Source organism: Nocardia sp. NRRL WC-3656, from assembly GCF_000720265.1.
In the GTDB taxonomy this organism is placed as follows: domain Bacteria; phylum Actinomycetota; class Actinomycetes; order Mycobacteriales; family Mycobacteriaceae; genus Nocardia; species Nocardia nova.
Window position 1 is genome coordinate 112111 of sequence record NZ_JOJF01000014.1, and the last position, 22042, is coordinate 134152.

18 protein-coding genes are annotated in these 22042 nt (G+C 70.2%); 11 read left to right on the forward strand and 7 right to left on the reverse strand.

Annotated elements, in window-relative coordinates; translation table 11 throughout:
- Positions 1-20 precede the first annotated feature (20 nt).
- Entirely contained in the window at positions 21-638 is a 618-nt protein-coding gene (locus tag IG65_RS0119610) for a DsbA family protein (RefSeq protein WP_030516393.1), read from the reverse strand.
- A 130-nt stretch (positions 639-768) separates the two neighbouring features.
- Here IG65_RS0119610 and IG65_RS34885 point away from each other — a divergent pair, with 130 nt between their 5' ends.
- The 4 genes from IG65_RS34885 to IG65_RS0119630 all read left to right on the forward strand — a co-directional run bounded on the left by IG65_RS34885 (position 769) and on the right by IG65_RS0119630 (position 3984).
- The gene (locus IG65_RS34885) at positions 769-2922 is read left to right on the forward strand and encodes an MMPL family transporter (protein WP_036525179.1); all 2154 of its coding nucleotides are present in this window, start codon (positions 769-771) and stop codon (positions 2920-2922) included.
- 67 nt (positions 2923-2989) lie between these two features.
- Positions 2990-3259, forward strand: a complete 270-nt coding sequence (locus IG65_RS0119620) for a metal-sensitive transcriptional regulator (RefSeq protein ID WP_030516394.1) — start codon at positions 2990-2992, stop codon at positions 3257-3259.
- A 36-nt stretch (positions 3260-3295) separates the two neighbouring features.
- A complete protein-coding gene (locus IG65_RS0119625) occupies positions 3296-3538 on the forward strand; it encodes a DUF2892 domain-containing protein (protein WP_030516395.1) in 243 nt (80 codons plus the stop codon).
- Positions 3539-3579: 41 nt separating this feature from the next.
- Entirely contained in the window at positions 3580-3984 is a 405-nt protein-coding gene (locus IG65_RS0119630; protein WP_030516396.1) for a DUF302 domain-containing protein, read from the forward strand.
- A 45-nt stretch (positions 3985-4029) separates the two neighbouring features.
- Here the strand turns inward: IG65_RS0119630 and IG65_RS0119635 are convergent, their stop codons facing one another.
- Both IG65_RS0119635 and IG65_RS0119640 read right to left on the reverse strand, forming a co-directional pair.
- Positions 4030-4806, reverse strand: coding sequence for a GAF domain-containing protein (locus tag IG65_RS0119635; protein WP_030516397.1), 777 nt, complete (start codon positions 4804-4806; stop codon positions 4030-4032).
- A complete protein-coding gene (locus IG65_RS0119640) occupies positions 4803-5504 on the reverse strand; it encodes a GAF and ANTAR domain-containing protein (RefSeq protein ID WP_156055688.1) in 702 nt (233 codons plus the stop codon). The genes IG65_RS0119635 and IG65_RS0119640 overlap by 4 nt, the downstream gene beginning before the upstream one ends.
- Before the next feature lie 224 nt (positions 5505-5728).
- On the opposite strand from IG65_RS0119640, the gene IG65_RS0119645 reads away from it, so the two are divergent.
- Positions 5729-6979: an APC family permease gene (locus IG65_RS0119645; protein WP_030516399.1), complete on the forward strand. Its 1251-nt coding sequence runs from the start codon at positions 5729-5731 to the stop codon at positions 6977-6979.
- Between the two features lie 6 nt (positions 6980-6985).
- Here IG65_RS0119645 and IG65_RS0119650 read toward each other — a convergent pair whose 3' ends face one another.
- The 4 genes from IG65_RS0119650 to IG65_RS0119665 all read right to left on the reverse strand — a co-directional run bounded on the left by IG65_RS0119650 (position 6986) and on the right by IG65_RS0119665 (position 13727).
- Complete coding sequence (locus tag IG65_RS0119650; protein ID WP_030516400.1) at positions 6986-7975, reverse strand: NAD(P)H nitroreductase; 990 nt, start codon at positions 7973-7975, stop codon at positions 6986-6988.
- An 82-nt stretch (positions 7976-8057) separates the two neighbouring features.
- Positions 8058-10388: a phosphoenolpyruvate synthase gene (ppsA, locus tag IG65_RS0119655; RefSeq protein WP_030516401.1), complete on the reverse strand. Its 2331-nt coding sequence runs from the start codon at positions 10386-10388 to the stop codon at positions 8058-8060.
- A gap of 103 nt (positions 10389-10491) precedes the next feature.
- On the reverse strand, positions 10492-12522 hold the full coding sequence (locus IG65_RS0119660) for an erythromycin esterase family protein (protein WP_030516402.1): 2031 nt from the start codon (positions 12520-12522) through the stop codon (positions 10492-10494).
- Entirely contained in the window at positions 12519-13727 is a 1209-nt protein-coding gene (locus IG65_RS0119665) for a site-2 protease family protein (protein WP_081879594.1), read from the reverse strand. The genes IG65_RS0119660 and IG65_RS0119665 overlap by 4 nt, the downstream gene beginning before the upstream one ends.
- A 492-nt stretch (positions 13728-14219) precedes the next feature.
- Between IG65_RS0119665 and IG65_RS0119675 the strand changes: the two genes are divergently transcribed.
- From IG65_RS0119675 to IG65_RS0119700, 6 genes are all read left to right on the forward strand, one after another.
- A complete protein-coding gene (locus IG65_RS0119675; RefSeq protein ID WP_030516404.1) occupies positions 14220-14471 on the forward strand; it encodes an SHOCT domain-containing protein in 252 nt (83 codons plus the stop codon).
- A 53-nt stretch (positions 14472-14524) separates the two neighbouring features.
- Entirely contained in the window at positions 14525-16570 is a 2046-nt protein-coding gene (locus IG65_RS0119680) for an NAD(+) synthase (protein WP_030516405.1), read from the forward strand.
- Positions 16571-16699: 129 nt separating this feature from the next.
- Positions 16700-18514, forward strand: a complete 1815-nt coding sequence (gene acsA, locus IG65_RS0119685; RefSeq protein ID WP_051756488.1) for an acetate--CoA ligase — start codon at positions 16700-16702, stop codon at positions 18512-18514.
- Complete coding sequence (gene pdhA / locus IG65_RS0119690) at positions 18511-19533, forward strand: pyruvate dehydrogenase (acetyl-transferring) E1 component subunit alpha (RefSeq protein WP_197039874.1); 1023 nt, start codon at positions 18511-18513, stop codon at positions 19531-19533. Before acsA ends, pdhA begins: the two co-directional genes overlap by 4 nt.
- On the forward strand, positions 19530-20498 hold the full coding sequence (locus IG65_RS0119695) for an alpha-ketoacid dehydrogenase subunit beta (RefSeq protein ID WP_030516408.1): 969 nt from the start codon (positions 19530-19532) through the stop codon (positions 20496-20498). The genes pdhA and IG65_RS0119695 overlap by 4 nt, the downstream gene beginning before the upstream one ends.
- A 1-nt stretch (position 20499) precedes the next feature.
- Positions 20500-22038, forward strand: a complete 1539-nt coding sequence (locus tag IG65_RS0119700) for a 2-oxo acid dehydrogenase subunit E2 (protein WP_030516409.1) — start codon at positions 20500-20502, stop codon at positions 22036-22038.
- Positions 22039-22042 lie beyond the last annotated feature (4 nt).

Consider the following 22042-nt stretch of genomic DNA (forward strand, 5'->3'; position numbering starts at 1 on the left):
GGGCGTTGTGCTGCGGCGCATCAGGCGTCGACGGCGGGTTCCGTGGTGCCCGGCGGCCCGGAATAGGGGCGCTGCATCGCGGCGAAGCCGGGCGTGGAGGCCACGGTGACGAGTGCGTCGAACAGCTGTTTCCCCTCCCGGGGCCCGGGAATCTCCGTCAGTACCGGACCGGAGAAGCCACGGCCGTCGATCACGACGATGGGGCTCCCACCCCGGTCTCCGAGCGCCTGCTGGCTGTGTCGATGCGCGTCGGCGACGGGCTCGTCCAGAGTCGTATCCTCCACGTCGTCGGCCATGGTGGGGTCCATCCCGGCTCGGGTGAGCAAGGTTCGCATCGTCTCGTCGGTGATCGGTTCCCGGCGCGTGTGCGCCACGGTGCCGAACTCGTGATACAGCCGGGTGAATCCCTCGACGCCGTACAGTCGCGTCGCGGCGGCGAAAACCCGCCCGATCCGCCGGGATCGCTCGAGCATCGGGCGGTGATCGGCGTCCACCTCGTGCCCCTCGTTGAGGACGGCGAGGCTCATCTGCCGCAGGGTTACGCGAGCGCCGGCATCCGCGGCCGCCGTCTGCAGCCAGCGGGCGGTCACCCAGCTGAACGGGCAGACCGGGTCCACGTACAGGGCGATATCCGTCATGTCGTCTCCTTTCGCATCCATGGCCGGTGTACCCGCCTGTGGGCAAGCGCACCTTTGCGTCCTGTATACCCCCTGGGGTATGTTGTCCGCTATACGAAATATACCCCCTGGGGTATCGAAGGGAGGCGTGATGACCGAATCGCAGGTCGTGTCACCGCCGGCGGCCACCACGCGTGGCTCCGGCGGGATGCTGGGCAGGCTGGGGGCCGCTATGGCCGGCCACACCCGCATAGTGTTCGGGGTCTGGCTGCTCGTGCTGGTCGCGCTCGGAGCCGCGGCGCCGAGCGTGTTCAATTCCCTCGCGGGCGCCGGCTGGCAGGCCAACGGGTCGGATTCGGTGCGGGTGCGCGAGCTGGCGCAGCAGCACTTCGGCGGCAATTCGTCGGCCGCGGTGCAGGTCGTGGTGCACTCCGACACCCGGACCGTCGAGAGTCCGGAAGTGCAGTCGGTGCTCGGCCGGATGACCGCGATCTTCGCCGGTGATTCCCGATTCGGCGAGGTGGTGGCGCCCCAGCCGGGGATGTCGATCAGCCCCGACGGGCACACCGGAATCCTCATCGCCGGCGCCGCGGCCTCGACCGATGACATGGTGAAGGCGGTCGATGCGCACAAGGACGCGCTGACGGCGTTGTCGGGCAACGGAATCGAGGTCTATCCCACCGGCGCGTCGGCGTTGTGGAGCGACTTCAACAAGGCCAATCACGATGCGATGCTGAAGGCCGAGATGTTCTCCTGGCCGGTGACCCTCGCCATCATGGTGGTCGCCTTCGGCTCGCTGGTGGCGGCCGGACTGCCGTTGCTGCTCACTCTGGCCGGCTTGATCGCCTCGGCCGGTGGGCTGGTGCTGCTCAACCACGTGACGCCGATTTCGGTATGGGCCATGAACTTCGCGATGATGTTCGCCCTGGCGCTGGGCATCGACTACGCCCTGTTCATCGTCGCCCGCTTCCGCGGCGCGCTCGCGGCGAGTTCCGATCCACGCGCGGCTGTGGCCGAGACCATGAGCACGGCGGGTAAGGCCGTGGTGCTGTCCGGGCTGACGGTGCTGGTGAGCCTGTCGGCGGTGCTGATCGTGCCGGCTCCGGCGGTGCGGACGATGGCCGTCGGGATCATGTTCGCGGTGGCGTTCGTGCTGCTGGCGACGTTGACCCTGTTGCCGGCCGCCTTGGGCGCGCTGGGTGGCCGGATCAATGCCGGGTCGCTGCCTCGCATCGGCCGCCAGCATCACCGCTCACCGCGGTTCGCGGCCTGGGGCCGGATCCTGCACGACCGGCCGTGGCCGTTCGCGATCGCCGCACTGCTGGTCCTGATCGCGCTCGCGATCCCGGTGACCGGATTGAAGGTCGCGATGCCGTCGATCCAGGTCGTGCCCTCGGACGCGCCGGTTCGTCAGGGTTACGAACTGGTGCAGGCACAGATGGGCGAAGGCGCTCCCGGAATGTTGCAGATCATCGCGCCCGCAACGGAATCCGGTGCGGTGGCGAACGCCGCCTCGGCGGTCGACGGCATCGCGATGGTCACCCCGCCGCAACTGTCCCGCGACGGAAGCGGACTGGCGATGATGCAGGCGCTGCCGAACGTCGACCCCTCCGACGCGCGGATGACCACGATCCTCGATCACCTGCGAGACCGGCTGCCGGCCGGAGCGCTGGTGGGCGGTGCGCCCGCCGAGAATCTGGATCTGCAGCACGCTCTGAACCACTACTTCCCGATCATCGTGGGAATCATCCTGGTGCTCGGCTTCGCCCTGCTGCTGGTGGCGTTGCAGGCTCCGCTGATCGCGGCGCTGGGCACGGTGGTGAGTCTGCTGTCGACGGCCGCGGCGTTCGGAGTGGCGAAACTGATCTTCCAGGACGGGCACGGGGCCGGCCTGCTCGGTTTCACCCCGCAGGGATTCCTCGACGGCTGGGGTCCGGTGTTCTTCTTCGCGATGATCTTCGCCATCGCGATGGACTACACGGTCTTCCTGCTGGCGACGGCGAAGGAGCATTACGAGCGCTCCGGCGATCCGAGTCACGCCCTGGTGGACGGACTGGCCCATTCCGGCCGGGTGATCTTCGCGGCCGCGGCGGTCATGGTGGCGGTGTTCTTCACCTTCTCGCTCGCCGATCCGCTGCCGCCCAAGGAGATGGGCATCATCCTCGGTGTGGCCGTGTTGCTGGACGCCGTCGCGGTGCGACTGGTGCTGCTGCCGGTCCTGCTGCGGCTGACCGGGCATCGTGCCTGGGCATCGCCGAGGTGGTTGCGCCGGATGCTGCCGTCGATCAGCTTCGCGCATGACTGACGCCACAACCCTCCAGCATACCCCCAGGGGTATGCTGGAGGGGTAGGCGACGAGAGGACGGACAGCCATGGTCGGCAACGAGGAAACGATCGCACAGGTACTCAACCGGTTGCGCCGCGCCCAGGGGCAACTGGGCGGTGTGATCGCCATGATCGAGCAGGGACGCGACTGCAAGGACGTCGTCACCCAGCTCGCGGCCGTGTCGCGGGCCCTGGACCGGGCCGGATTCAAGATCGTCGCGACCGGCCTGCGCGAATGCCTCACCGGCGAGAGCGCCGACGGCGCCGAACCGATGAGCGAAGCCGAACTCGAGAAACTGTTTCTCGCCCTCGCCTGAAAAGCGAAGGCGCCCAACCTATCCGGAAGTGAACGCATGCCGAACCTACCTCGCCACCAGGGCTGGTCCATCGCCCGCGTCGTCCCGCTGCTGGCCGGTACCATCGTGCTGATCAGTGTGGTCGCGGCCGCGGCATGGTCGGGCTGGTGGCTCGTTCTCACCGGGTTCGTCGGCGCGAATCTGCTGCTGTACGGCGTTGCGGGCTGGTGCCCGGCGACCCTGCTGCTACGGCGGCTGGGCCTGCCGGCCACGGCCGGTTGCGCCGTCTCGCGGACCTGACCCGGTTCACCACCCCCCCATCGAAAGGAAAGCGGACGATCATGAATCTGGCGATTTCCACCACGCTGCGCACCGACCGGTTCGACGAGGCCGTGGAACGGACGCGGGCCGCACTGGCCGAGCAGGGTTTCGGAGTGCTGACCGAGATCGATATGACCGCGACCCTCAAGGCCAAACTCGGCGAAGACATGGAGGACTACCGCATCCTCGGAGCGTGCAATCCGCCGCTGGCGCATCGCGCGGTCGGCGTCGACCGCCGCATCGGATTGCTGTTGCCCTGCAACGTGATCGTGCGGCGCGACCCCGACGACGCGGGCGCCGTCATCGTCGAAGCGATGGATCCCGAGGTCATGGTGCAGGTCACCGGCGATTCGGAATTGGAACCGATCGCGACCGAGGCCGCCGCGAAACTCCGCGACGCCATCGACGCTCTCACAAAGAGCTGACGGCGCCTGCTCGGTTACCGCGGCCGCGGCCGGATCCGAGGAATGTCAGAGTGACCGGTCCAGAGCGGACCAATCGAAGGTCCCGTCCGTGATGCTGCGAGACAGCGTGGTCGGCACCATCCCGTTGTCGCGGGCGTGCGCCTGGAGCAGAGCGGCGGCACGGTCGGTATCGGTATCCAGCCGCCCGGCCGTCATGCCGACGGCGTGTTCATGCCGGACACGGTCGTCGAAGGCGGCGAGGACGCGGCCGGTCAGCATGTCCGATCGGGCTTCGTCGCTGTCCTGGCACAGCGCCAGCGTCGTCAGATCGGCCACCGTCTGCACCACGGCGCGGTGGTCGACGCCGAACTGGGTCGGCGCGTCGTAGAACAGCGCCAGGCTGCCGACCGCACGGGTTCCCAGCACCATCGGGGCCGCGCATATCGCGCGGTACCCGAGGGCGAGCGCGTCACGCGTGAGGGCCGGCCAGGTCTCGTCGTCGCCGATGTTCTCGACTCCGGCCACCTCCATGGACGTCATGCTTCGCCTCCACGGCCCGTGACGGGGGTGATTCTCGAGTAGCCGAACCAGATCTCCGTGCTCCCCGGGTGCCGTCAGGACCCGTACGACGCCGCGAGGATCCACACCGATCACAGCGGTGGCGGCCGCGTTCAAAACCTCGGAACACAGGTGGGTGACCATCGGAAGCGTGTCCGAGAACCGGGCATCGCGGACGAGGTCGGCGGTGATCCGCGCCAGCGGGCGGATGAGCCGTTCCGGCGCCGTGGTCTGCTCGGTCGCAGCCGTAGGTTCAGGTCCCGGAGGTTGGGGGGCACCGGTCATTCGCTCGCTCCGTCGAGGTCGACGCGTCGTTCCAGGACACTTCGCGCCACGTCGAGCAGAGGACTGTTCGTGGCGAAGGCGAATGCCCGCAGGCGCAGAAATGCCTCGTCCAGGGGAATGCCCATTCGCGCGGCGACCATACCTGTCGCCACATTCACGTCCGGATGTGTGGTCGCGACCGGCACGGCTTCCGGCTCCGGCGCGACGAGACCCTCGAGCAGGGTGTAACTGATCAGATCGGCGAGCAATGTCGCGTCGATCTCGGCGCGCGTCGGCACGTCGCCGGGCTCGAATCGATACAGATCCAGGGCACCGATCCGGATGCCGCCGACCCGCAGAGGTAATGCGACAACCGCGCACAAGCCCAGTCGCGCCACCTCGTTCGCATACATCGGCCAGCGCTCGAAATCTCTCGTCCCGGCGCTCGCCCACACGGTGTCACCGGTGGCGAACGCCGTGAAGCCGGGGCCTTCTCCGAGAACCATCTGGACGTCCTCGATCTGTTCGGCGACCGAAGCGCTGCACCCGATCACCTCGACGATCGCCCCGGCCGAATGCAGCGCGAGCGCGACCGAATCGACCCCCGCCAACACGTCGCGACATGCCACACAGACTCGGTATCCCCAATCGTCGGCGCAGCGCGGGCGAGCGATCGCGGCCACCGCCGCCTCCAGCCGGCCCCCTGAACGCTCGTCCACTGGTACTTCCTGGCTTCCCCATCACACTGTTCACGCCGGCGGATCGACGTGTGCCGGCGAATCGAGGTTTCCGGGTTCGGCGTACGCCGACCGTGCCTGTGCATTCGAGAATAGTCACCGGGCGCCGCCGTGCGACCGTTCTCCGGTGCCGATTCCCTTTCGATGACCCATGGCTCCCTGTCGACGACCGATGCCCGGGACCGAAGTCCGTTATCTTCGAGCTCATGAATCTCGAGACGCCCGCCGACCTGCGCCGCCGACTCGGTCTCGGCGACGCGGTGGTGATCGGGCTCGGTTCGATGATCGGGGCGGGCATCTTCGCCGCCCTCGGCCCCGCCGCCGCCGCGGCCGGATCGGGATTGCTGATCGGCCTGGCGATCGCGGCCGTCGTCGCCTACTGCAACGCCACCTCCTCGGCCCGGCTGGCCGCGCGCTATCCCGCCTCCGGCGGAACCTACGTCTACGGCCGGGAACGCCTGGGGGAGTTCTGGGGGTATCTCGCCGGCTGGGGCTTCGTCGTCGGTAAGACCGCCTCGTGCGCGGCGATGGCACTCACGGTCGGTGCCTACGCCTGGCCCGGTCACGCGCACGCGGTGGCCGTCGCGTCGGTGGTCGCGCTCACCGCGGTGAACTATCGGGGCGTGCAGAAGTCGGCGCTGCTGACCCGGATCGTCGTCGCACTGGTGCTGGCCGTGCTGGCCGCGGTCGTCGTCGCGGCCGGTGCCGGCTCCGCCGCCGACGCCGGCCGGTTGGCGATCGGATCCGACACCTCGGTGCGGGGGATTCTGCAGGCCGCCGGACTGTTGTTCTTCGCCTTCGCCGGCTACGCCCGCATCGCCACTCTCGGCGCGGAGGTCCGTGACCCCGCCCGCGTCATTCCGCGTGCGATCCCGCTGGCTCTGGGCATCACGCTGGTCGTATACGCGGTGGTAGCCGTCGCGGCGCTGCTGGTGCTCGGCCCGCACGGATTGGCCTCGGCCACAGCGCCGCTGGCCGATACGGTGCGCGCGGCGGGCCGGCCCGAGCTGGTGCCCGTGGTACGCGCCGGGGCTGCCGTCGCCGCGCTCGGCTCGCTGCTGGCATTGATCCTCGGGGTCTCGCGCACCACCTTCGCGATGGCCCGGGATCGGCATCTGCCGCATCGGCTGGCCGCGGTGCATCCGCGTTTCGCCGTTCCGCACCGAGCCGAACTGGTGGTCGGCACGGTCGTGGCCGTGATCGCCGCGACCGCCGATATCCGCGGCGCGATCGGTTTCTCGTCCTTCGCGGTGCTCGGCTACTACGCCGTCGCGAACGCGTCGGCCTGGACGCTGACCCCGGCGGAAGGCAGACCGCCGCGGGTGGTCCCGGTGGTCGGCGCCGCCGGCTGCGCGGTGCTGGCCTGCACCCTCCCGCTCACCTCGGTGATCTGGGGTGCGGTCGTGCTGGCGATCGGTGCGGTGATCTACCTCGCGCGCCGGTCTCGCGTGCGGTAGCGCCGGTCAGCCCGCGCCGTCGGTGACGCGCAGGATCTCGTGCAGCGGCAGCCGCGGCGTCGGCTCCGGGTGCGGTTGGTTCTCCGGAGCCCGCCCGACGCGAATCAGTACCTGCGGGAAGGCGTTCCGGCCGATCAGCCGCGTGACGACGCTGCGACTGCGCGGAACCTCCGTGAGATGGGTGAGCGGACAGGTGGCGTAGCCGGCGAGGGTGCATTCGAGCAGGACGGTGGACAGCACCCGCCCGCAGGCCAGCCATTCGGCGGGGCTGTCGCCGTAGGTCGACAGCACGAGGATCTTCGACCGGTCGGCGCGCACCTCGGTGCGGCGTGGTTCGCCGGTGACCGTGGGCAACCTCCGCCCGACGTCGACGCGCCCGCGTTCCTCCTCGCTCACCAGCGCGTCGCGGGGGACGCCGGTATCTGCCACCACATGCCCTGTCCACCAATGCAATTCGGCGTGGTAGTCGGCGTCGTAGCGGCGCACCGAAGCGGTCAGCTCCGAGGCCCGGGCCAGTTCGGCGCGGCTGTCGTCGGGCAGGACGTCGACGATGGCGTCCTCGGGGTCGAACACCGTGCGCAGGACGGTCTCGAACGGCCCCCAGCCCTCCGGTTCGTCGAACGGGAGCCGGTCGGTGTACCGGCGCGCCATGGCGTCGACGCGTTCGCGGTCACCGTCGGTGATGTACGGCGAGGGCTCGAAACGCACGTCGGCGAGGTGGGTGCGGTCGTTGGGGTTCGGGAAGGTCGCCACGATCGTGCGCCACCCCTGGGCGGCCATCGCCGCGCGCAGATGGTCGAGCACGATGCCGCAGCTGATCACGAGCTGTCGGCCGGTGCTGTCGGTGGTCGGCAACATGCGCTCGTGCACGCTGAACAGCCGCAGCTGCGCACCGTCGAACGTCCACCGCCACGGCTGGCTGTTGTGCAGCGACGGCGCACGGCCGGCCATCCGGACCGCTGTCTCGACGACGTCGCGTGTGGGCACTGTGTTCATATGTCGACGGTAGGTTCGCGCCGCGCGTGGCGGAGGGGCCGTTGGTCCCGAGGTACCGCGACCATGGTCCGCGCCGCCGGCCTCACGGCTGCCGGCCCTCGCCACCGTGCACGCACTGTTCGAGCAGCAGCCGGCGCTCGGCGGCGGCCACCGTGCGGCGGGCGCTGCGGACCGCGTCCGGGGTGACCGAAATCGAGGTGATCCCCGCCGCGACGAGATGTTCGGCGAACTCGGGCCGGGTGGACGGGGCCTGCCCGCACAGCGACGACGTGATGCCCAGTTCACGCGCGGAGGTGACGATGCGCCGGATGGCGTGCAGGACGGCCGGATCCGATTCGTCGAACAGTTCGGCGCATTCCTCGGAATCGCGATCCACACCCAGGATCAGCTGGGTGAGATCGTTGCTCCCGATCGACACCCCGTCGATCCCGAGCCGCACGTATTCGGGCAGCCAGTGCACGACCGACGGCACCTCGGCCATGATCCACCGGTGCATGCTCCGGTCGTGGCCCAGCGGCGAGGCATCCACCAGTTCCAGGCACGCGGCCAGCTCCCAGCGGGTGCGCACGAACGGGATCATCAGATGCAGATTCGGGGTGTATTCGCGCACGCGTGCCAGCGCCGCCAGTTCGAGCCGGAACACGTCCGGTTCGTGGATGTAGCGATAGCAGCCGCGGTAGCCGATCATCGGGTTGCGTTCGTTCGGCTCGAAACCTTCGCCGCCGGTGAGCGTGCGAAATTCGTTGCTGCGCAAATCCGTCGCGCGGTAGACGACCGGCCGCGGGGCGAAGGCCACGGCGATGCGCCGCAGGGATTCGGCCAGGGTGGAGACGAACTCGTTCTCGTCGCCGGCGGCGATCACCGCGCGGGGATGGCGGCCGCCCAGCGCGCGCGTCAAGAGGGTTTCGGCGCGCAGCAGGCCGACGCCGTCGACATCGGAATCGGCGACGCGCTCGGCGATTTCGGGCAGGGCGAGATTGACATAGATCTTCGTTCCGGTGGTTTCGGTCACCGAAACCGCCGCCGGCGCGGTGGTGGCCGCGGCGGGCGCGGAGACGGCCGCTGTCGCGGCGGTCTGCTCGTCCGGGCTGTCCGCCCGAATCCGGCCGGCCTTGGCGTCCACAACGATGCGCTGACCGTCGTGCAGGGATGTGGTGGCGGTCCGGGCGCCGACGATGCAGGGTATGCCCAGTTCGCGAGCCACGATCGCGGCGTGACAGGTCATGCCGCCGCTGTCGGTGACCAAGGCCGCCGCCCGCGAAATGGTCGGCAGCCAGTCCGGATTCGTCATCGGCGCGACCAGGACCTCGCCGTCGCGCAATGCCGATCCCTCGGCGGGTGAGTGCAGGATGCGCACGGCGCCGCGAGCTCGTCCGGGAGCCGCCGGCAGGCCCTGCAGCAGCACGGCGGCGGGCGTCGGTTCCGTTGTGGCCGAGGGCAATTCGTCGGGCAAGGTGGTGATCGGCCGCGACTGCACCAGCCACAGCCGCTGGTCGTCGAAGGCCCACTCGACATCCTGCGGACTGCCGTAGTGCTGCTGGACCTCGAGCGCCAGGCGCGCGACCGCGGTGGCCTCGTCGGTGGTCAGTACCGGCCGATGCGCTTCGTCGTCCGGGATGTCGACGCGGCGGTCACCGTCCTCGCCGGCGAAGATCGCGAAACTTTGTGCGCCCCTGCGGGATTCCGTCAACGTCGGGCCGTCCGCCGCGAACACGTAGGTGTCGGGCTCGACCGCACCGGATACCACCACCTCGCCCTGTCCGCGCGCGGCGTCGATGACGACGCGGTCGCGCCTGCCGGTGGTCGGGTCGGCGGTGAACGCCACGCCGGCGCACCGGACGGTCACCATCTGCTGCACGACCACCGCCATCTCCGGCCGCCGGTCCATGCCGCGGCGGGCGCGGTAGGTGAGAACGCGTGGGGTGAACAGGGAGGCCCAGCATTGCCGGACCGCCTCGAGCAGTTCGGCGTCGCCGCGAATATTGGTGCGCGAGAGGTTCATTCCGGCGAAGGAGGAATCGGCACTGTCCTCGCCGACCGCCGAGGACCGGACCGCCACGCGCACCCGGTCGCCGAGCCGGTGGTAGGCCTCGACGATCGCCTCCTCGATCACCCCGTCGATCCGGGTCTCGTGCACCAGGTCGCGCATGCGCGAACACAGCCGGTCGAGCTCGCCGCGGCCCGCGTCGTCGGTGGCGACGGCGCTGCGCAGCGCCTCGGCATGCAGCGAGTCGAGCTCGGACCCGTGCGGCCCGTCGGCGACGGCGGTCTCGTAGGTCGATCGCAGGATCACGAATCCCGGCGGCACCGGGAGTTTCGCGGCGACCATCTCACCGAGATTGGCCCCCTTCCCGCCCACCTGGCCGTCATCGCTGAGCCGAATATCGTTCAGACTTGCCACATAGTCGCCCATCACGGCTCCGATCTGCTGAAAGTGTCTCGATGCCCAGACTCGCGCGTCGCGGCGGCCGGGAACATGGTCGAAGGTCCTCGATCCGGACGCCCACCGCCCCGGATCACAGACCGCTGGGGTAGGTGTCCGGTGTGCTCGCGGCGGTCCATCGGTGTGACGGTTCCAGCGGCCGCAGGGCGGTGGTCCGGTCGATGTGGATGATCGCGTCGTAGCGGTCGGCCGGCCGCGAGTGGAAGTAGTGGCTGTGCCGCTCGGTGGTCGGCTGATAGATCACGCCGATGGCGCGTTCGAGCCGCGGGTCGCGCAGCAGTTCGGTGGCGGCGCCGGGGGTATCGGTGCGGATCAGGAAGCTGTCGCGTCCGGTGTCGTGCAGCAGCTCCTCGACGCTGCTGCGCAGGGCCGGGCGGACGTCCTTGCACTCGGCCTCGCCGTCCCATTCACTCGCCGCGGTCACGGTGCCGTGGCTGGTGGTGAAACCGATGGTGCGGCAATCGTTTCCGTGGCGTTCGCGGACGAGCTGTCCCAGTGACAGCTGGCCCTCGGCGCCCATTTCCGTCGCGCGGGCGTCACCGATATGGGAATTGTGCGCCCAGACCACCACTCGCGCGGGAGTGCCGTCGCGCCCGAGGTGGCCGGCCAGCGCGTCGAGGGTGTCGGCCATATGCTCGTCGCGCAGATTCCACGACGACACCCGATCGCCGAACATCGCCCGGTAATAGGCCTCGGCGTTGCGGACCGTCCACGCGTTGCGCAGCGCGTCGAACGAGGCCTCGCCGTCGCCGGCCTGTCGATGGGCCGCGGCGTTGCGTTGCAGGTCGACCAGCTGCCGCACCACCTCGGCCTGACACGAATGGCCCGCACCGAATGCGGCGCCGAATCCGTAGGCCTGCCCGTCGTGGTCGCTGGTGCGATCGAAACAGGCGTAGCGGTGCTCGGCGCGCTGCGCCGCGTCGGGATCGACCTGCCGCAGATAGTCGATCACGTGCCGCATCGAACGGTGCATGCTGTACAGGTCGAGCCCGTAGAACCCGGCCTGCGGCGCGCCGATCCGGCGCTGATAGTCGTTGTGCAGCCGCAACCAGCCCACGAAATCGCGGACCACGGTATTGCGCCACATCCAGGTGGGGAAGCGTTCGAACCCGCGCAGCGCGAGCGTGGGGGAGGAGTCGTCGATGCCGCGGACGAAGCGGTCGACGAGGTGGGCGTCGGGCCAGTCGGCCTCGGCGGCGACCGCGGTGAACCCCTTCTCCGAGATGAGCCAGCGCGTGATGGCCGCGCGGGCGGCATAGAACTCGTGGGTGCCGTGCGAGCTCTCGCCGATCAGGACGAACCGGGCATCGCCGATGAGCTCGTCCAGCACGTGGTGCGGCGGCACGCCTTCGGGAGCCTCGATCGCGGCGGCATCGATCACGGCGACGGGATCGGTGAGGGTGACGGAATCGGTGCCGGTGGCCGCCGCGTCGACGGTCGGCGTCGTCAGCAGCTGCCGCACCTCGTCGTCACCGACCTGGGTGAAATCCCAGAACGACTCGCCGACCGCGAGGAACGGCGACGGCATGGTGGCACAGACCATCTCGTCCACGAGCGCGTCGAACTCCCGGCAGGTCGATTCGGGGGCGGCCGGCACCGCGACCACGATGCGGTCGGGCTCCCCCGCGCGAATCGCCTCCACCGCCGCGAACATGGTGGCTCCGGTCGCCAGACCGTCGTCGACGAGGATCACCGTGCGGCCCGCGATCGGCGCCGGCGGCCGGTCATCGCGATAGGCGCGTTCCCGCCGCGCCAGCTCCGCCGCCTCTTCTCGTGCGACGGATCGGATCTGTTCGGCGGTCACGTGCAGTCCGCGGATCACATCGTCGTTGACGACGATCCGGCCGTCGGGTGCGAGGGCGCCGACGGCGAATTCCGGATGTCCCGGTGCCCCGAGTTTGCGGACGACGAGCGTGTCCAGCGGCGCGTGCAGGGCGGCGGCGACCTCCCAGGCCACCGGTACCCCACCGCGCGCGAGGCCGAGCACGACGACACCGGAGTGGTCGCGGTAGTGCTCGAGCAGTCCGGCCAGCACACGACCGGCCTCGCGGCGGTCGCGGAAGATCGGCTGCGAGGAATCACGCAGGACAGGTGCTGCCGTCATGGCTGTGGCCTCCGGGAGTGAGTAGTAGTGACCGGCGGATGGGAGGCGGGCGCGGGTCCCGGTCTCGCGGCGGCGCTGCCGGCGGGCAGGCCGAGCGCGGAGCGGTCGCAGGCGGTCGCCAGATCGGTGGCGGTGACGACGCCGGTCAGCCGGCCGGCCGGGTCGACCACGGTGATCGCATCGAGTTTGGGACGCAGCACGACCCGGGTGGCGACATCGGCGAGCAGATCGTCCTGTCCGACGATCGCGGCTGTCCGTAACGGACGTGCGACCGAGCGCAGGAAGGTCGTATCACGAGCCGGTACGGCGGTCGTCGTGAGATCCGACCAGGCGACGACACCGATCGGATGGCCGAGGGCGTCGACGACCGGAAATATGCTGTGCCCGGTCTGCGGGGCGCTGGAGGCCAGCAGCTGGGTGATCGTCCAATCGCCCGGCACCGCCATCGGATTCACGGTCATGACCTCGCGAACGGTGGTGTTGCCCAGCCGGTGCCGCAGCCCCGCTGCCGCGAGTTCGCTGTTGGCGGCGGTCTGCAGGAACCAGCCCAGCAGCATCAGCCACAGCCCGCCGAACTGGCGGAACACGATGATGTCGACGGCGCCCAGCACGACGAGCACGGTGCCGAGCAACCGGCCACCACGCGCGGCCACGGTGGTGGCGCGCAGCCGGTCGCCGGTCCGCCACCAGACGACGGCTCGCACCACCCGGCCGCCGTCGAGCGGCGCGCCGGGCAGCAGATTGAACAGTCCCAGAACGATATTCGTGGCGGCGAGCCAGGCGAGCGCCGCGGTGACGGCGCTGTCGGGCCGCCCGCTGTCCACGGCCACCGCGACGGCCGCGAACAGTCCGCCGAGCACCAGACTCGTCGCCGGACCGGCGATCGCGATCCGGAAATCGCTGCGCGCGTCGGGCGGCTCGTCGCCGAGTTCGGACGCCCCGCCCAGCAGCCACAGCACGATGCGCTCGACCCGTACCCCGTGGCGCCGGGCGACGATCGAATGGGCCAGTTCGTGCGCGGTCAGGGAGGCGAACAGGGTCACCGCGGCGAGCGCCGCAACCGACCAGGTGAAGGCCGGGCTGCCGCTGCCGCGCAGCTGCACGCCGAGCAGCCAGACGAACAGCGCCACGGTGACCAGCACCGACCAGTGCGCGCCGATGCGGATACCCGCCACCCGGCCCAAAGGGATTGTCTCGTGCAACATCCGGCCACCTCGCTCCCGGTGTCATCACACCGGCCCGCGGAACATTTCGGTCGTCGCGCGACCGCCAGGCCACACGCCGAGGCGCCTCGATGCGTCGAACCGGCGATCGGCGCGCCTACCGCCAGTCTGTGCCGGTGCCGGGCCCTGGGGGAGGGGCGAGATTCCCGGCCTCCCGGGACCAATGTCCCTCGAGGACGCCGAGCACATCCGGGCCGGCGCCGACGTTCCGGCGTGGGGACCGACGGCCGGTCGGTGAGGTCTTTTGCCCCTGCCACCGGCCGGTCGCGTCGATCAGGCTGGATCGCGGATGCGGAAGTGAACCGCGCCCGGAGGAGATGATCGAGATGGATATGCAATCGCCGATGATGCAAGCAATGCACGCCGTGATGATGTGGCTGGCCCAGATGGGGATCTGCCCGATGCCGATGCCGATGTGATCCGGTCGGGTCCGAGGGGAACGCAGATCCGTCGATGGAGTGAGGAATTACGGCGATGATGATGTGGTACGGCACCGGCCTGGGCGGTTGGGGTTACGGGTTGATGTTCGCGGGCATGGTGATCTTCTGGGTGCTGGTGGTCGTGGCGATCGTGGCCCTGCTCCGCTACGCCGGCCGGCCCGATACCGCCGCCCTCGACCGGGACGGCCGGGGTCCGTCCCCGCAACAGATCCTCGCCGAGCGCTTCGCCCGTGGTGAGATAGACGACGAGGAATACACCCGTCGAATGCGGACGCTCGGTCCCTAGCCGGCCCCGGCGCCGGACGCCGGCCCGGCGGCCGTGGATTGCAGGAGGCTGCCGTGGCGCGCGAGTTACCGTTCCGATCGCTGTACCGGCACGGATTCGTGCGCGTCGGCGTCGCCGTGCCCGCGATGCGGGTCGCCGATCCCGAGTACAACGCCGAGCAGACACTGCTGCTGGCGCGGCGGGCCGCCGCCGATTCCGTGGTGCTCACGCTGTTTCCGGAACTCGGCCTCTCCGGCTACTCCGCCGAGGACCTGTTCCACCAGGAGGCGCTCGACGACGCGGTGCGAGCGGCCGTGGACCGCGTGGTCGCCGAGAGCGCGGACATCGACAGCGTGCTGATCGTCGGGGCTCCGCTGCGGGTGCGGGAGCGACTGTTCAACTGCGCGTTGATCATCGACCGCGGCCGCGTCCTGGGGGTCGTGCCGAAGAGCTACCTGCCGAATTTCCAGGAGTTCTACGAGAAGCGGCAGTTCTCCGCGGCCCGCGACGCCGTCGACGACCACACCACCGTCGCCGGGCAGCGGGTGCCCTTCGGCGCCGACCTGCTGTTCGAGGCGGTGAATCTGCCCGGATTGGTGCTGGCGGTCGAGATCTGCCAAGACGCGTGGGTTCCGTTGCCGCCCAACATTTTCGCGGCACTGGCGGGCGCCACGGTACTGACGAATCTGTCGGCGAGCAATATCGTCGTCGGCAAGGCGGACTACCGCAGGGAACTGTGTGTGTCGACCTCGGCGCGCAATATCGCGGCCTATCTGTACACCGCGGCCGGGCAGGGCGAGTCCACCACGGATATGGCGTGGGACGGTCAGGCGCTGATCTGCGAGAACGGCAACCTGCTGGCCGAAAGTGAGCGCTTCGCCGCCGAACCGCAACTGGTCACCGCGGATATCGATCTGCAGCGGCTGGCCGCGGATCGGCTGCGGCTCAACAGTTTCACCGACAACGGTCACGATTTCCTCGAGCGGGTCACCCGATTCCGGCGGATCGAATTCGAGGCGCCGATCCCGGACGGCGCACCACCGCTGCGTCGGGAGGTCCCGCGCTTTCCCTACGTCCCGGCCGATCCCGGCAGCCGCAACGCGCGCTGTGCCGAGGTCCATCACATCCAGGTCGCCGGGCTCGCCACGCGGCTGGCCGCCACCGGATCCCAGCACCTCGTGATCGGGGTGTCCGGTGGCCTCGATTCCACTCTCGCGCTCATCGTCGCGGCGCAGACCATGGACCGGCTGGGCCTGCCGCGGTCGAATGTGCTCGCCTACACCATGCCCGGCTTCGCCACGAGCCCGCGGACGCTGGAGAACGCGCGCCGGCTGATGCGCGCCGTCGGGGCGAGCGCCGGCGAGATCGATATCCGGCCGTCGGCGACGCAGATGCTGCGCGATCTCGGTCATCCGGCGGCCGACGGCGCGCCCGTCTACGACATCACCTACGAGAACGTGCAGGCCGGGGAGCGCACCTCGCATCTGTTCCGCCTGGCCAACATGCATCACGGCATGGTCGTCGGGACCGGGGACCTGAGCGAATTGGCCTTGGGCTGGTGCACTTTCGGCGTCGGCGACCATATGTCGCACTACAGCGTGAACGCCTCGGTGCCCAAAACGCTGATCAAATATCTGATCGCCTGGACCGCCGACCGCGGTGAGCTCGGCCCGGAGGCGAGTGCGGTGCTGCACTCGGTCCTGGAGACCGAGATCTCGCCGGAGCTGGTTCCCGGCGCGGCGCTGCAGAGTTCCGAGGCCACCGTGGGCCCGTACGAGTTGCAGGACTTCCACCTCTATCACCTGCTGCGGTTCGGATTCCGGCCCAGCCGCATCGCCTACCTCGCCGAACACGCCTGGGGTGACCGCACCCGCGGCGGCTGGCCGGACCTCATCCCCGAGGATCAGCGTCACGAATACGACCTCGCCACGATCAAGTACTGGCTGGCCGAATTCCTGCGCCGCTTCGTGCAGACCAGCCAGTTCAAACGATCGACCCTGCCGAATGCGCCCAAGGTCGGGTCCGGCGGATCGCTGTCGCCGCGCGGGGACTGGCGCGCGCCGAGCGACGCTCCCGCCGCGGCGTGGCTGGACGAACTCGCGCGCAACGTTCCCGACTGACCGTTGTCCCCGGTGGCATCGCCGCGACGGATGTCATCGCCGCTAGGGTCTTTCCGCCCTCCCCGTGACCGGGCGCCGCGCCGTTGACTGGAAGTCGAGCAGACGGACGGCACGGGAGACGGAGGCGCGATGAGCCGGAACGACGCGAGCCCGTACGACGCGGAAACCGCGACGCCGTCGCGATGGGCGCCGATCGAGAAGTCGGCGGCCGAGATCGCGGCCGCGACCCTTCCCGACTACGGCCGGGCGCGGCGCGACTTCTCCTGGTCCGCGGCCCGCTCCGAACTCGCCGGGCTACCCGGCGGCGCAGTCAACATCGCCGTCGAGGCCGTCGACCGGCACCTCGAGGCGCCGATCGGGCCCGCCCCGTCGTTGCGCTGGTTGCCGGTCACCGGTGGCGTGACCGAGCTCGACTGCGCGGACCTGGTCCGGCTGAGCAACAAGTTCGCCCACGTGCTGCGCGACCTCGGGGTGTATCGGGGTGAGCGGGTGTGCCTGCTGCTGGGACGCACTCCGGAGTTGTATCTCGCGTGCCTGGGGGCGTGGAAGGCCGGATGTGTCGTCTCCCCGCTGTTCTCGGCCTTCGGCCCCGAACCGGTGCGTCAGCGGCTGGACCTGGCCGAGGCGAGCACCCTGGTGACCACCGCGGCCCACTATCGCCGCAAGGTCGCGCCGATCCGCGACACACTGCCCGCGCTCCGGCACGTCATCGTCGTCGACGGCGAGACCGACCTGCCCGGCGTGGTGTCCCTGCCCGCGGCCATGGCCGCCGCCGACAGCGAATTCCCCATCGTGCGAACTCAATTCGAAGACCCCGCGCTCCTGCACTTCACCAGCGGAACCACCGGACGCCCCAAGGGGGCGGTGCACGTGCACGGCGCCGTCGTGGCGCACCGGGCCACCGCGCGCGCCGCGCTGGACCTGCGCGGCGGCGACGTATTCTGGTGCACCGCGGACCCGGGCTGGGTGACCGGCATGTCGTACGGGGTGATCGCGCCGCTGTGCCTCGGCGCCACGGTGATCAGCGACGAGGCGGAATTCGATCCGCAACGCTGGTACGACATCCTCACCGCGGAGCGGGTGTCCGTCTGGTACACCGCGCCCACCGCCCTGCGGATGCTGATGCGCCGTGGCGACGAGCTGCCGCCGAGCACGGACTTGTCGTGCCTGCGCTTCGTGGCCAGCGTCGGCGAGCCGCTCAATCCCGAAGTCGTGGTGTGGGGGCAGCGGGTGCTCGGGCACCCGGTGCACGACAACTGGTGGCAGACCGAAACCGGCGCCATCATGATCGCCAATATCGCTGCGGCACAGGTTCGTCCCGGTTCGATGGGGCGGCCACTGCCCGGCGTGGAGGCCACGATCCTGCGCCGCGGCGAAAGCGGGCGCGCGGCGATCACCGACGGCGACGTGACCGCCGCCGATACCGGGGAAGTGGGTGAGCTGGCACTGCGGGCGGGCTGGCCGTCGATGTTCCGCGGCTACCTGAACGACCCCGCTCGCTACGCGGACGCGTTCGCCGGCGGCTGGTATCTCACCGGCGATCTGGCCCGGCGCGACAGCGACGATTACTTCTGGTTCGTCGGGCGCGCCGACGACGTCATCAAATCCGCCGGACATCTGGTCGGGCCGTTCGAGGTGGAAAGCGTTCTCATGTCTCATCCCGCGGTCGCCGAGGCCGGTGTCATCGGAACCCCCGATCCGGTGGCCGGAGAGCTGGTCAAAGCATTCGTGGTGGTGCGCAAGGGCTTCCAGCCGAGTGACGACCTGCGCGACGAACTCACCGCGTTCGGCCGCCGCGCCCTGGGCGCGGTGGCTCCCAAACGTATCGACTTCGTCGACGCGCTGCCGCACACCCGCTCCGGGAAGGTGATGCGCCGGCTGTTGAAGGCACACGAACTCGGATTGCCCGAAGGTGACGTATCGACCCTGGAGACGGTGCGATGAGCACGATCGAGACCGACGGCCACGCCCCGGCGCCGGCCGTGGCGACGCCCGGCGACGCCGCCGGAACGGATCCAAAGGCGCTGCTGCGGCAGATGATCCGCATCCGGCGCTTCGAGGAACGTTGTGTGCAGCTCTACAGCGCCGAGCGGATCCGCGGATTCCTGCACCTGTACGTCGGCGAGGAGGCGGTGGCCGCCGGACTGCTGAGCGAGATCGGCGCCGACGACGCGGTGGTCTCGACCTACCGCGAGCACGGCCACGCGCTGGCCCGCGGCATCCCCATGACCGACCTCATGGCCGAGATGTTCGGCCGCACTACCGGCTGCAGCCACGGCCGGGGCGGCTCGATGCATCTGTTCGACGCGCGGCGGCGCTTCTACGGCGGGAACGCGATCGTCGGCGGCGGACTGCCGATCGCGGTTGGCCTGGCACTGGCCGACGCCATGACCGGACGCGATCGGGTCACGGTATGCCTGTTCGGTGACGGCGCGATGGCCGAGGGCGAATTCCACGAATGCATGAACCTGGCCGCGCTGTGGCGGCTGCCCGTGCTCTTCGCCTGCGAGAACAACCGCTACGCCATGGGCACCGCGCTGGCCCGCGAACACGCCGCGACCGACCTCGCGCTGCGCGCGACGGGCTACGGCATGGCGGCCTGGCCGGTCGACGGTATGGACGCCACCGCTGTCGCCGCCGCGACCCGGCGCGCCGTCACCTCGATCCGGGCCGGAGGCGGTCCCTGCTTCCTGGAACTGCGCACCTATCGGTTCCGGGCGCATTCGCTCTACGACGCCGATCGATATCGCGACAAGGCCGAAATCGCGCGGTGGCGCGAACGCGATCCCCTCCGGCTGCTGACCGAACGGCTGCGCGACGCCGGAGAACTGACCGACGAGGACGTGCGGCGCTACGAGGCGCAGGCCGACGAGGAACTCGACGCCGCCATCGCCGCCGCCGAGGCCGCACCGGCCGAGCCGGTGTCCGAACTGACCCGGCACGTCTACGCGGAGCGGCCATGACCACTTATCGGGAGGCGATGCGGGATGCGTTGCGCGAGGCGCTGCTTCGCGACGAACGGGTCTTCCTCATGGGCGAGGATGTCGGCGCCTACGGCGGCTGCTTCGGCGTGAGCCGCGGACTGCTCGACGAATTCGGGCCCGAACGGATTCGCGATACGCCGCTGAGCGAATCGGCGTTCGTCGGCGCGGGGATCGGTGCGGCCCTGGCCGGCATGCGGCCCATCGTCGAGATCATGACCGTCAACTTCAGCCTGCTCGCGCTGGACCAGATACTCAACAATGCCGCCACGCTGCGGCACATGTCCGGCGGACAGCTCGGCGTGCCGCTGGTCATCCGGATGGCGACCGGTCCGGGCCGCCAGCTCGCCGCCCAGCACTCGCACAGCCTGGAGGCGTTCTACGCCCACATTCCCGGTCTGCGGGTGGTGTGCCCCGCCACCGTCGCCGACGCACGAGGCATGTTGTGGACCGCGCTGCAGGATCCGGACCCGGTGGTGATCTTCGAGCCGATCTCGTTGTACAACAGCGGATCCGAGCTGCCCGAGGACGCCGGTGCCGTCGATATCGACGCGGCGGCGATCCGGCGCGGCGGCACCGACGTCACCCTGGTCGCCTACGGCGCGACGGTGCCGGTGGCCCTGGCCGCCGCCGACCTCGCGGCAACCGAGGGTATCGCGGTCGACGTCGTCGATCTGCGCTCGCTGCGTCCGCTGGACGAGGCGACGGTGCTGGATTCGGTACGCCGCACCCATCGCCTCGTGATCGTGGACGAAGCCTGGCGCAGTGTGAGCATCGCCGCCGAGATCGCCGCTCGCGCAGCAGAATACGCCTACTACGACCTCGATGCGCCGATCGGCCGGGTATGCGGCGCCGAGGTGCCGATCCCGTACGCACGTCAACTGGAGGACGCCGCACTGCCGGACCCCTCCGAGGTGCTGGCCGCGATCCGGAAGGCGGTGGGATGACATGACCGAATTCCGGATGCCGTCGCTGGGCGCCGACATGACCGAGGGCACCGTGACGCACTGGTTCGTGCACCCCGGCGACCCGGTGAAACGCGGCGACATCGTCGCGGAGGTCGACACCACCAAGGCCGCGATCGAAATCGAATGCTTCGACGACGGTGTCATGGACGAGATCCGCGTGCCCGAGGGACGGACCGTTCCGGTGGGCGCCGTGCTGGCGACGATCACCGCCGGCGCCGCGGGCAGTGGGAACGGGAAGGTGGAGACCGTCCCGGAGGCGCGTGGCGAACCGGTGCCGGCCGTCGCGACCTCGGAATCGGCCGGACCGCCGCAATCGCGCGACCAGGCGGAATCGGTCGCGGCACCGTCGCCGGTCGCCGAACCCGCTCGGATGACCCCCTTGATCCACCGGCTGGCCGAGGAGGCGGGACTGGATCCGGCGACTGTGCACGGCTCCGGGCCGGGTGGGCGCGTCCTGCGCGGTGATATCGAAGCCGCTGTCGCGCAGCATAATTCCGCGCCCGCGCCTGCGGCGGCGCCCGCACCCGCACGTGGGCCCGAGGCGGCGCCTGCACCCGCACCTGGGCGCGAGGCGGCGCCCGCGTCCGCCTCCAGGCCCGCGCCCGCACCCGAGGCGGCGGATGCTGTCGCGCGGTCCGGGGCGCAGCCGGACGTCGCACGCGCCTCCGGTCTGGCGCGGCGACTCGCCGAAGCGCGGGGACTCGACCTGTCCGGGCTGTCCGGAACCGGTCCCGCCGGCGCCGTGCGCGCCCGTGACCTCCCGGCCGAGGGTGTCCCCGCACCCGCCGCGGCACAGCCATCGGAGGACGAGACGGTTCGCGCGGACACCGCCACCCCGCCCCCGGGCTCGCGCGACGCGGCTGCGATGCGCTCGGCGATCGCCGCGACGATGGCGCGGTCCAAACGCACCGTGCCGCACTACTACCTGTCCGATGTCGTCGATGTCTCCGCGGCGGCCGACCGGCTGCGGGAGCGAAATGCCGGCGCGCCGCTCACCGAGCGAATCGTGATGGCCGCCTTGTTGTTTCGCGCCGTCGCCGGGGCTGCCCGCCGGGTGCCGCAGCTCAACGGATATTGGATCGACGACGAGTTCCGTCCGGCGACCGCGGTGCATCTCGGCGTCGTGGTGTCGCTGCGCGGCGGGGGCATCATCGTGCCGACGATTCCCGACGCCGACACCTTGGACGCGGCGGAGATGATGGCCGCGATGCGATCGGTGGTGCAGCGCGCCCGATCCGGCCGCCTGCGCTCCTCGGACGCGACCGCGGCCACCATCACGGTCACCAACCTCGGCGATCTCGGCGTGGAGTCGGTGTTCGGCGTGATCGCCGTGCCGCAGGTCGCGATCGTCGGACTGGGCGCCGTCACCGACCGGCCGTGCGCTGTCGACGGTTTGCTCGGTGTGCGGCCGCAGGTGACCGTCACCCTCTCGGCCGATCATCGCGCCAGCGACGGCGCGACCGGCGCCCGATTCCTGCACACCGTCGCCGACCTGCTGCATCAACCCGAGGAGTTGTGAAGCC

Bases quoted from the DNA above. Each gene is read 5' to 3' on its own strand.
- IG65_RS0119625 (WP_030516395.1), top strand. From the start codon at position 3,296: ATGCCGAACCTACCTCGCCACCAGGGCTGGTCCATCGCCCGCGTCGTC.
- IG65_RS34885 (WP_036525179.1), top strand. From the start codon at position 769: ATGACCGAATCGCAGGTCGTGTCACCGCCGGCGGCCACCACGCGTGGC.
- IG65_RS0119645 (WP_030516399.1), top strand. From the start codon at position 5,729: ATGAATCTCGAGACGCCCGCCGACCTGCGCCGCCGACTCGGTCTCGGC.
- IG65_RS0119665 (WP_081879594.1), bottom strand. From the start codon at position 13,727: ATGTTGCACGAGACAATCCCTTTGGGCCGGGTGGCGGGTATCCGCATC.
- IG65_RS0119660 (WP_030516402.1), bottom strand. From the start codon at position 12,522: ATGACGGCAGCACCTGTCCTGCGTGATTCCTCGCAGCCGATCTTCCGC.
- pdhA (WP_197039874.1), top strand. From the start codon at position 18,511: ATGAGCACGATCGAGACCGACGGCCACGCCCCGGCGCCGGCCGTGGCG.
- IG65_RS0119650 (WP_030516400.1), bottom strand. From the start codon at position 7,975: ATGAACACAGTGCCCACACGCGACGTCGTCGAGACAGCGGTCCGGATG.
- IG65_RS0119675 (WP_030516404.1), top strand. From the start codon at position 14,220: ATGATGATGTGGTACGGCACCGGCCTGGGCGGTTGGGGTTACGGGTTG.
- IG65_RS0119630 (WP_030516396.1), top strand. From the start codon at position 3,580: ATGAATCTGGCGATTTCCACCACGCTGCGCACCGACCGGTTCGACGAG.
- acsA (WP_051756488.1), top strand. From the start codon at position 16,700: ATGAGCCGGAACGACGCGAGCCCGTACGACGCGGAAACCGCGACGCCG.
- IG65_RS0119635 (WP_030516397.1), bottom strand. From the start codon at position 4,806: ATGACCGGTGCCCCCCAACCTCCGGGACCTGAACCTACGGCTGCGACC.
- IG65_RS0119610 (WP_030516393.1), bottom strand. From the start codon at position 638: ATGACGGATATCGCCCTGTACGTGGACCCGGTCTGCCCGTTCAGCTGG.
- IG65_RS0119620 (WP_030516394.1), top strand. From the start codon at position 2,990: ATGGTCGGCAACGAGGAAACGATCGCACAGGTACTCAACCGGTTGCGC.
- ppsA (WP_030516401.1), bottom strand. From the start codon at position 10,388: ATGGGCGACTATGTGGCAAGTCTGAACGATATTCGGCTCAGCGATGAC.
- IG65_RS0119700 (WP_030516409.1), top strand. From the start codon at position 20,500: ATGACCGAATTCCGGATGCCGTCGCTGGGCGCCGACATGACCGAGGGC.
- IG65_RS0119695 (WP_030516408.1), top strand. From the start codon at position 19,530: ATGACCACTTATCGGGAGGCGATGCGGGATGCGTTGCGCGAGGCGCTG.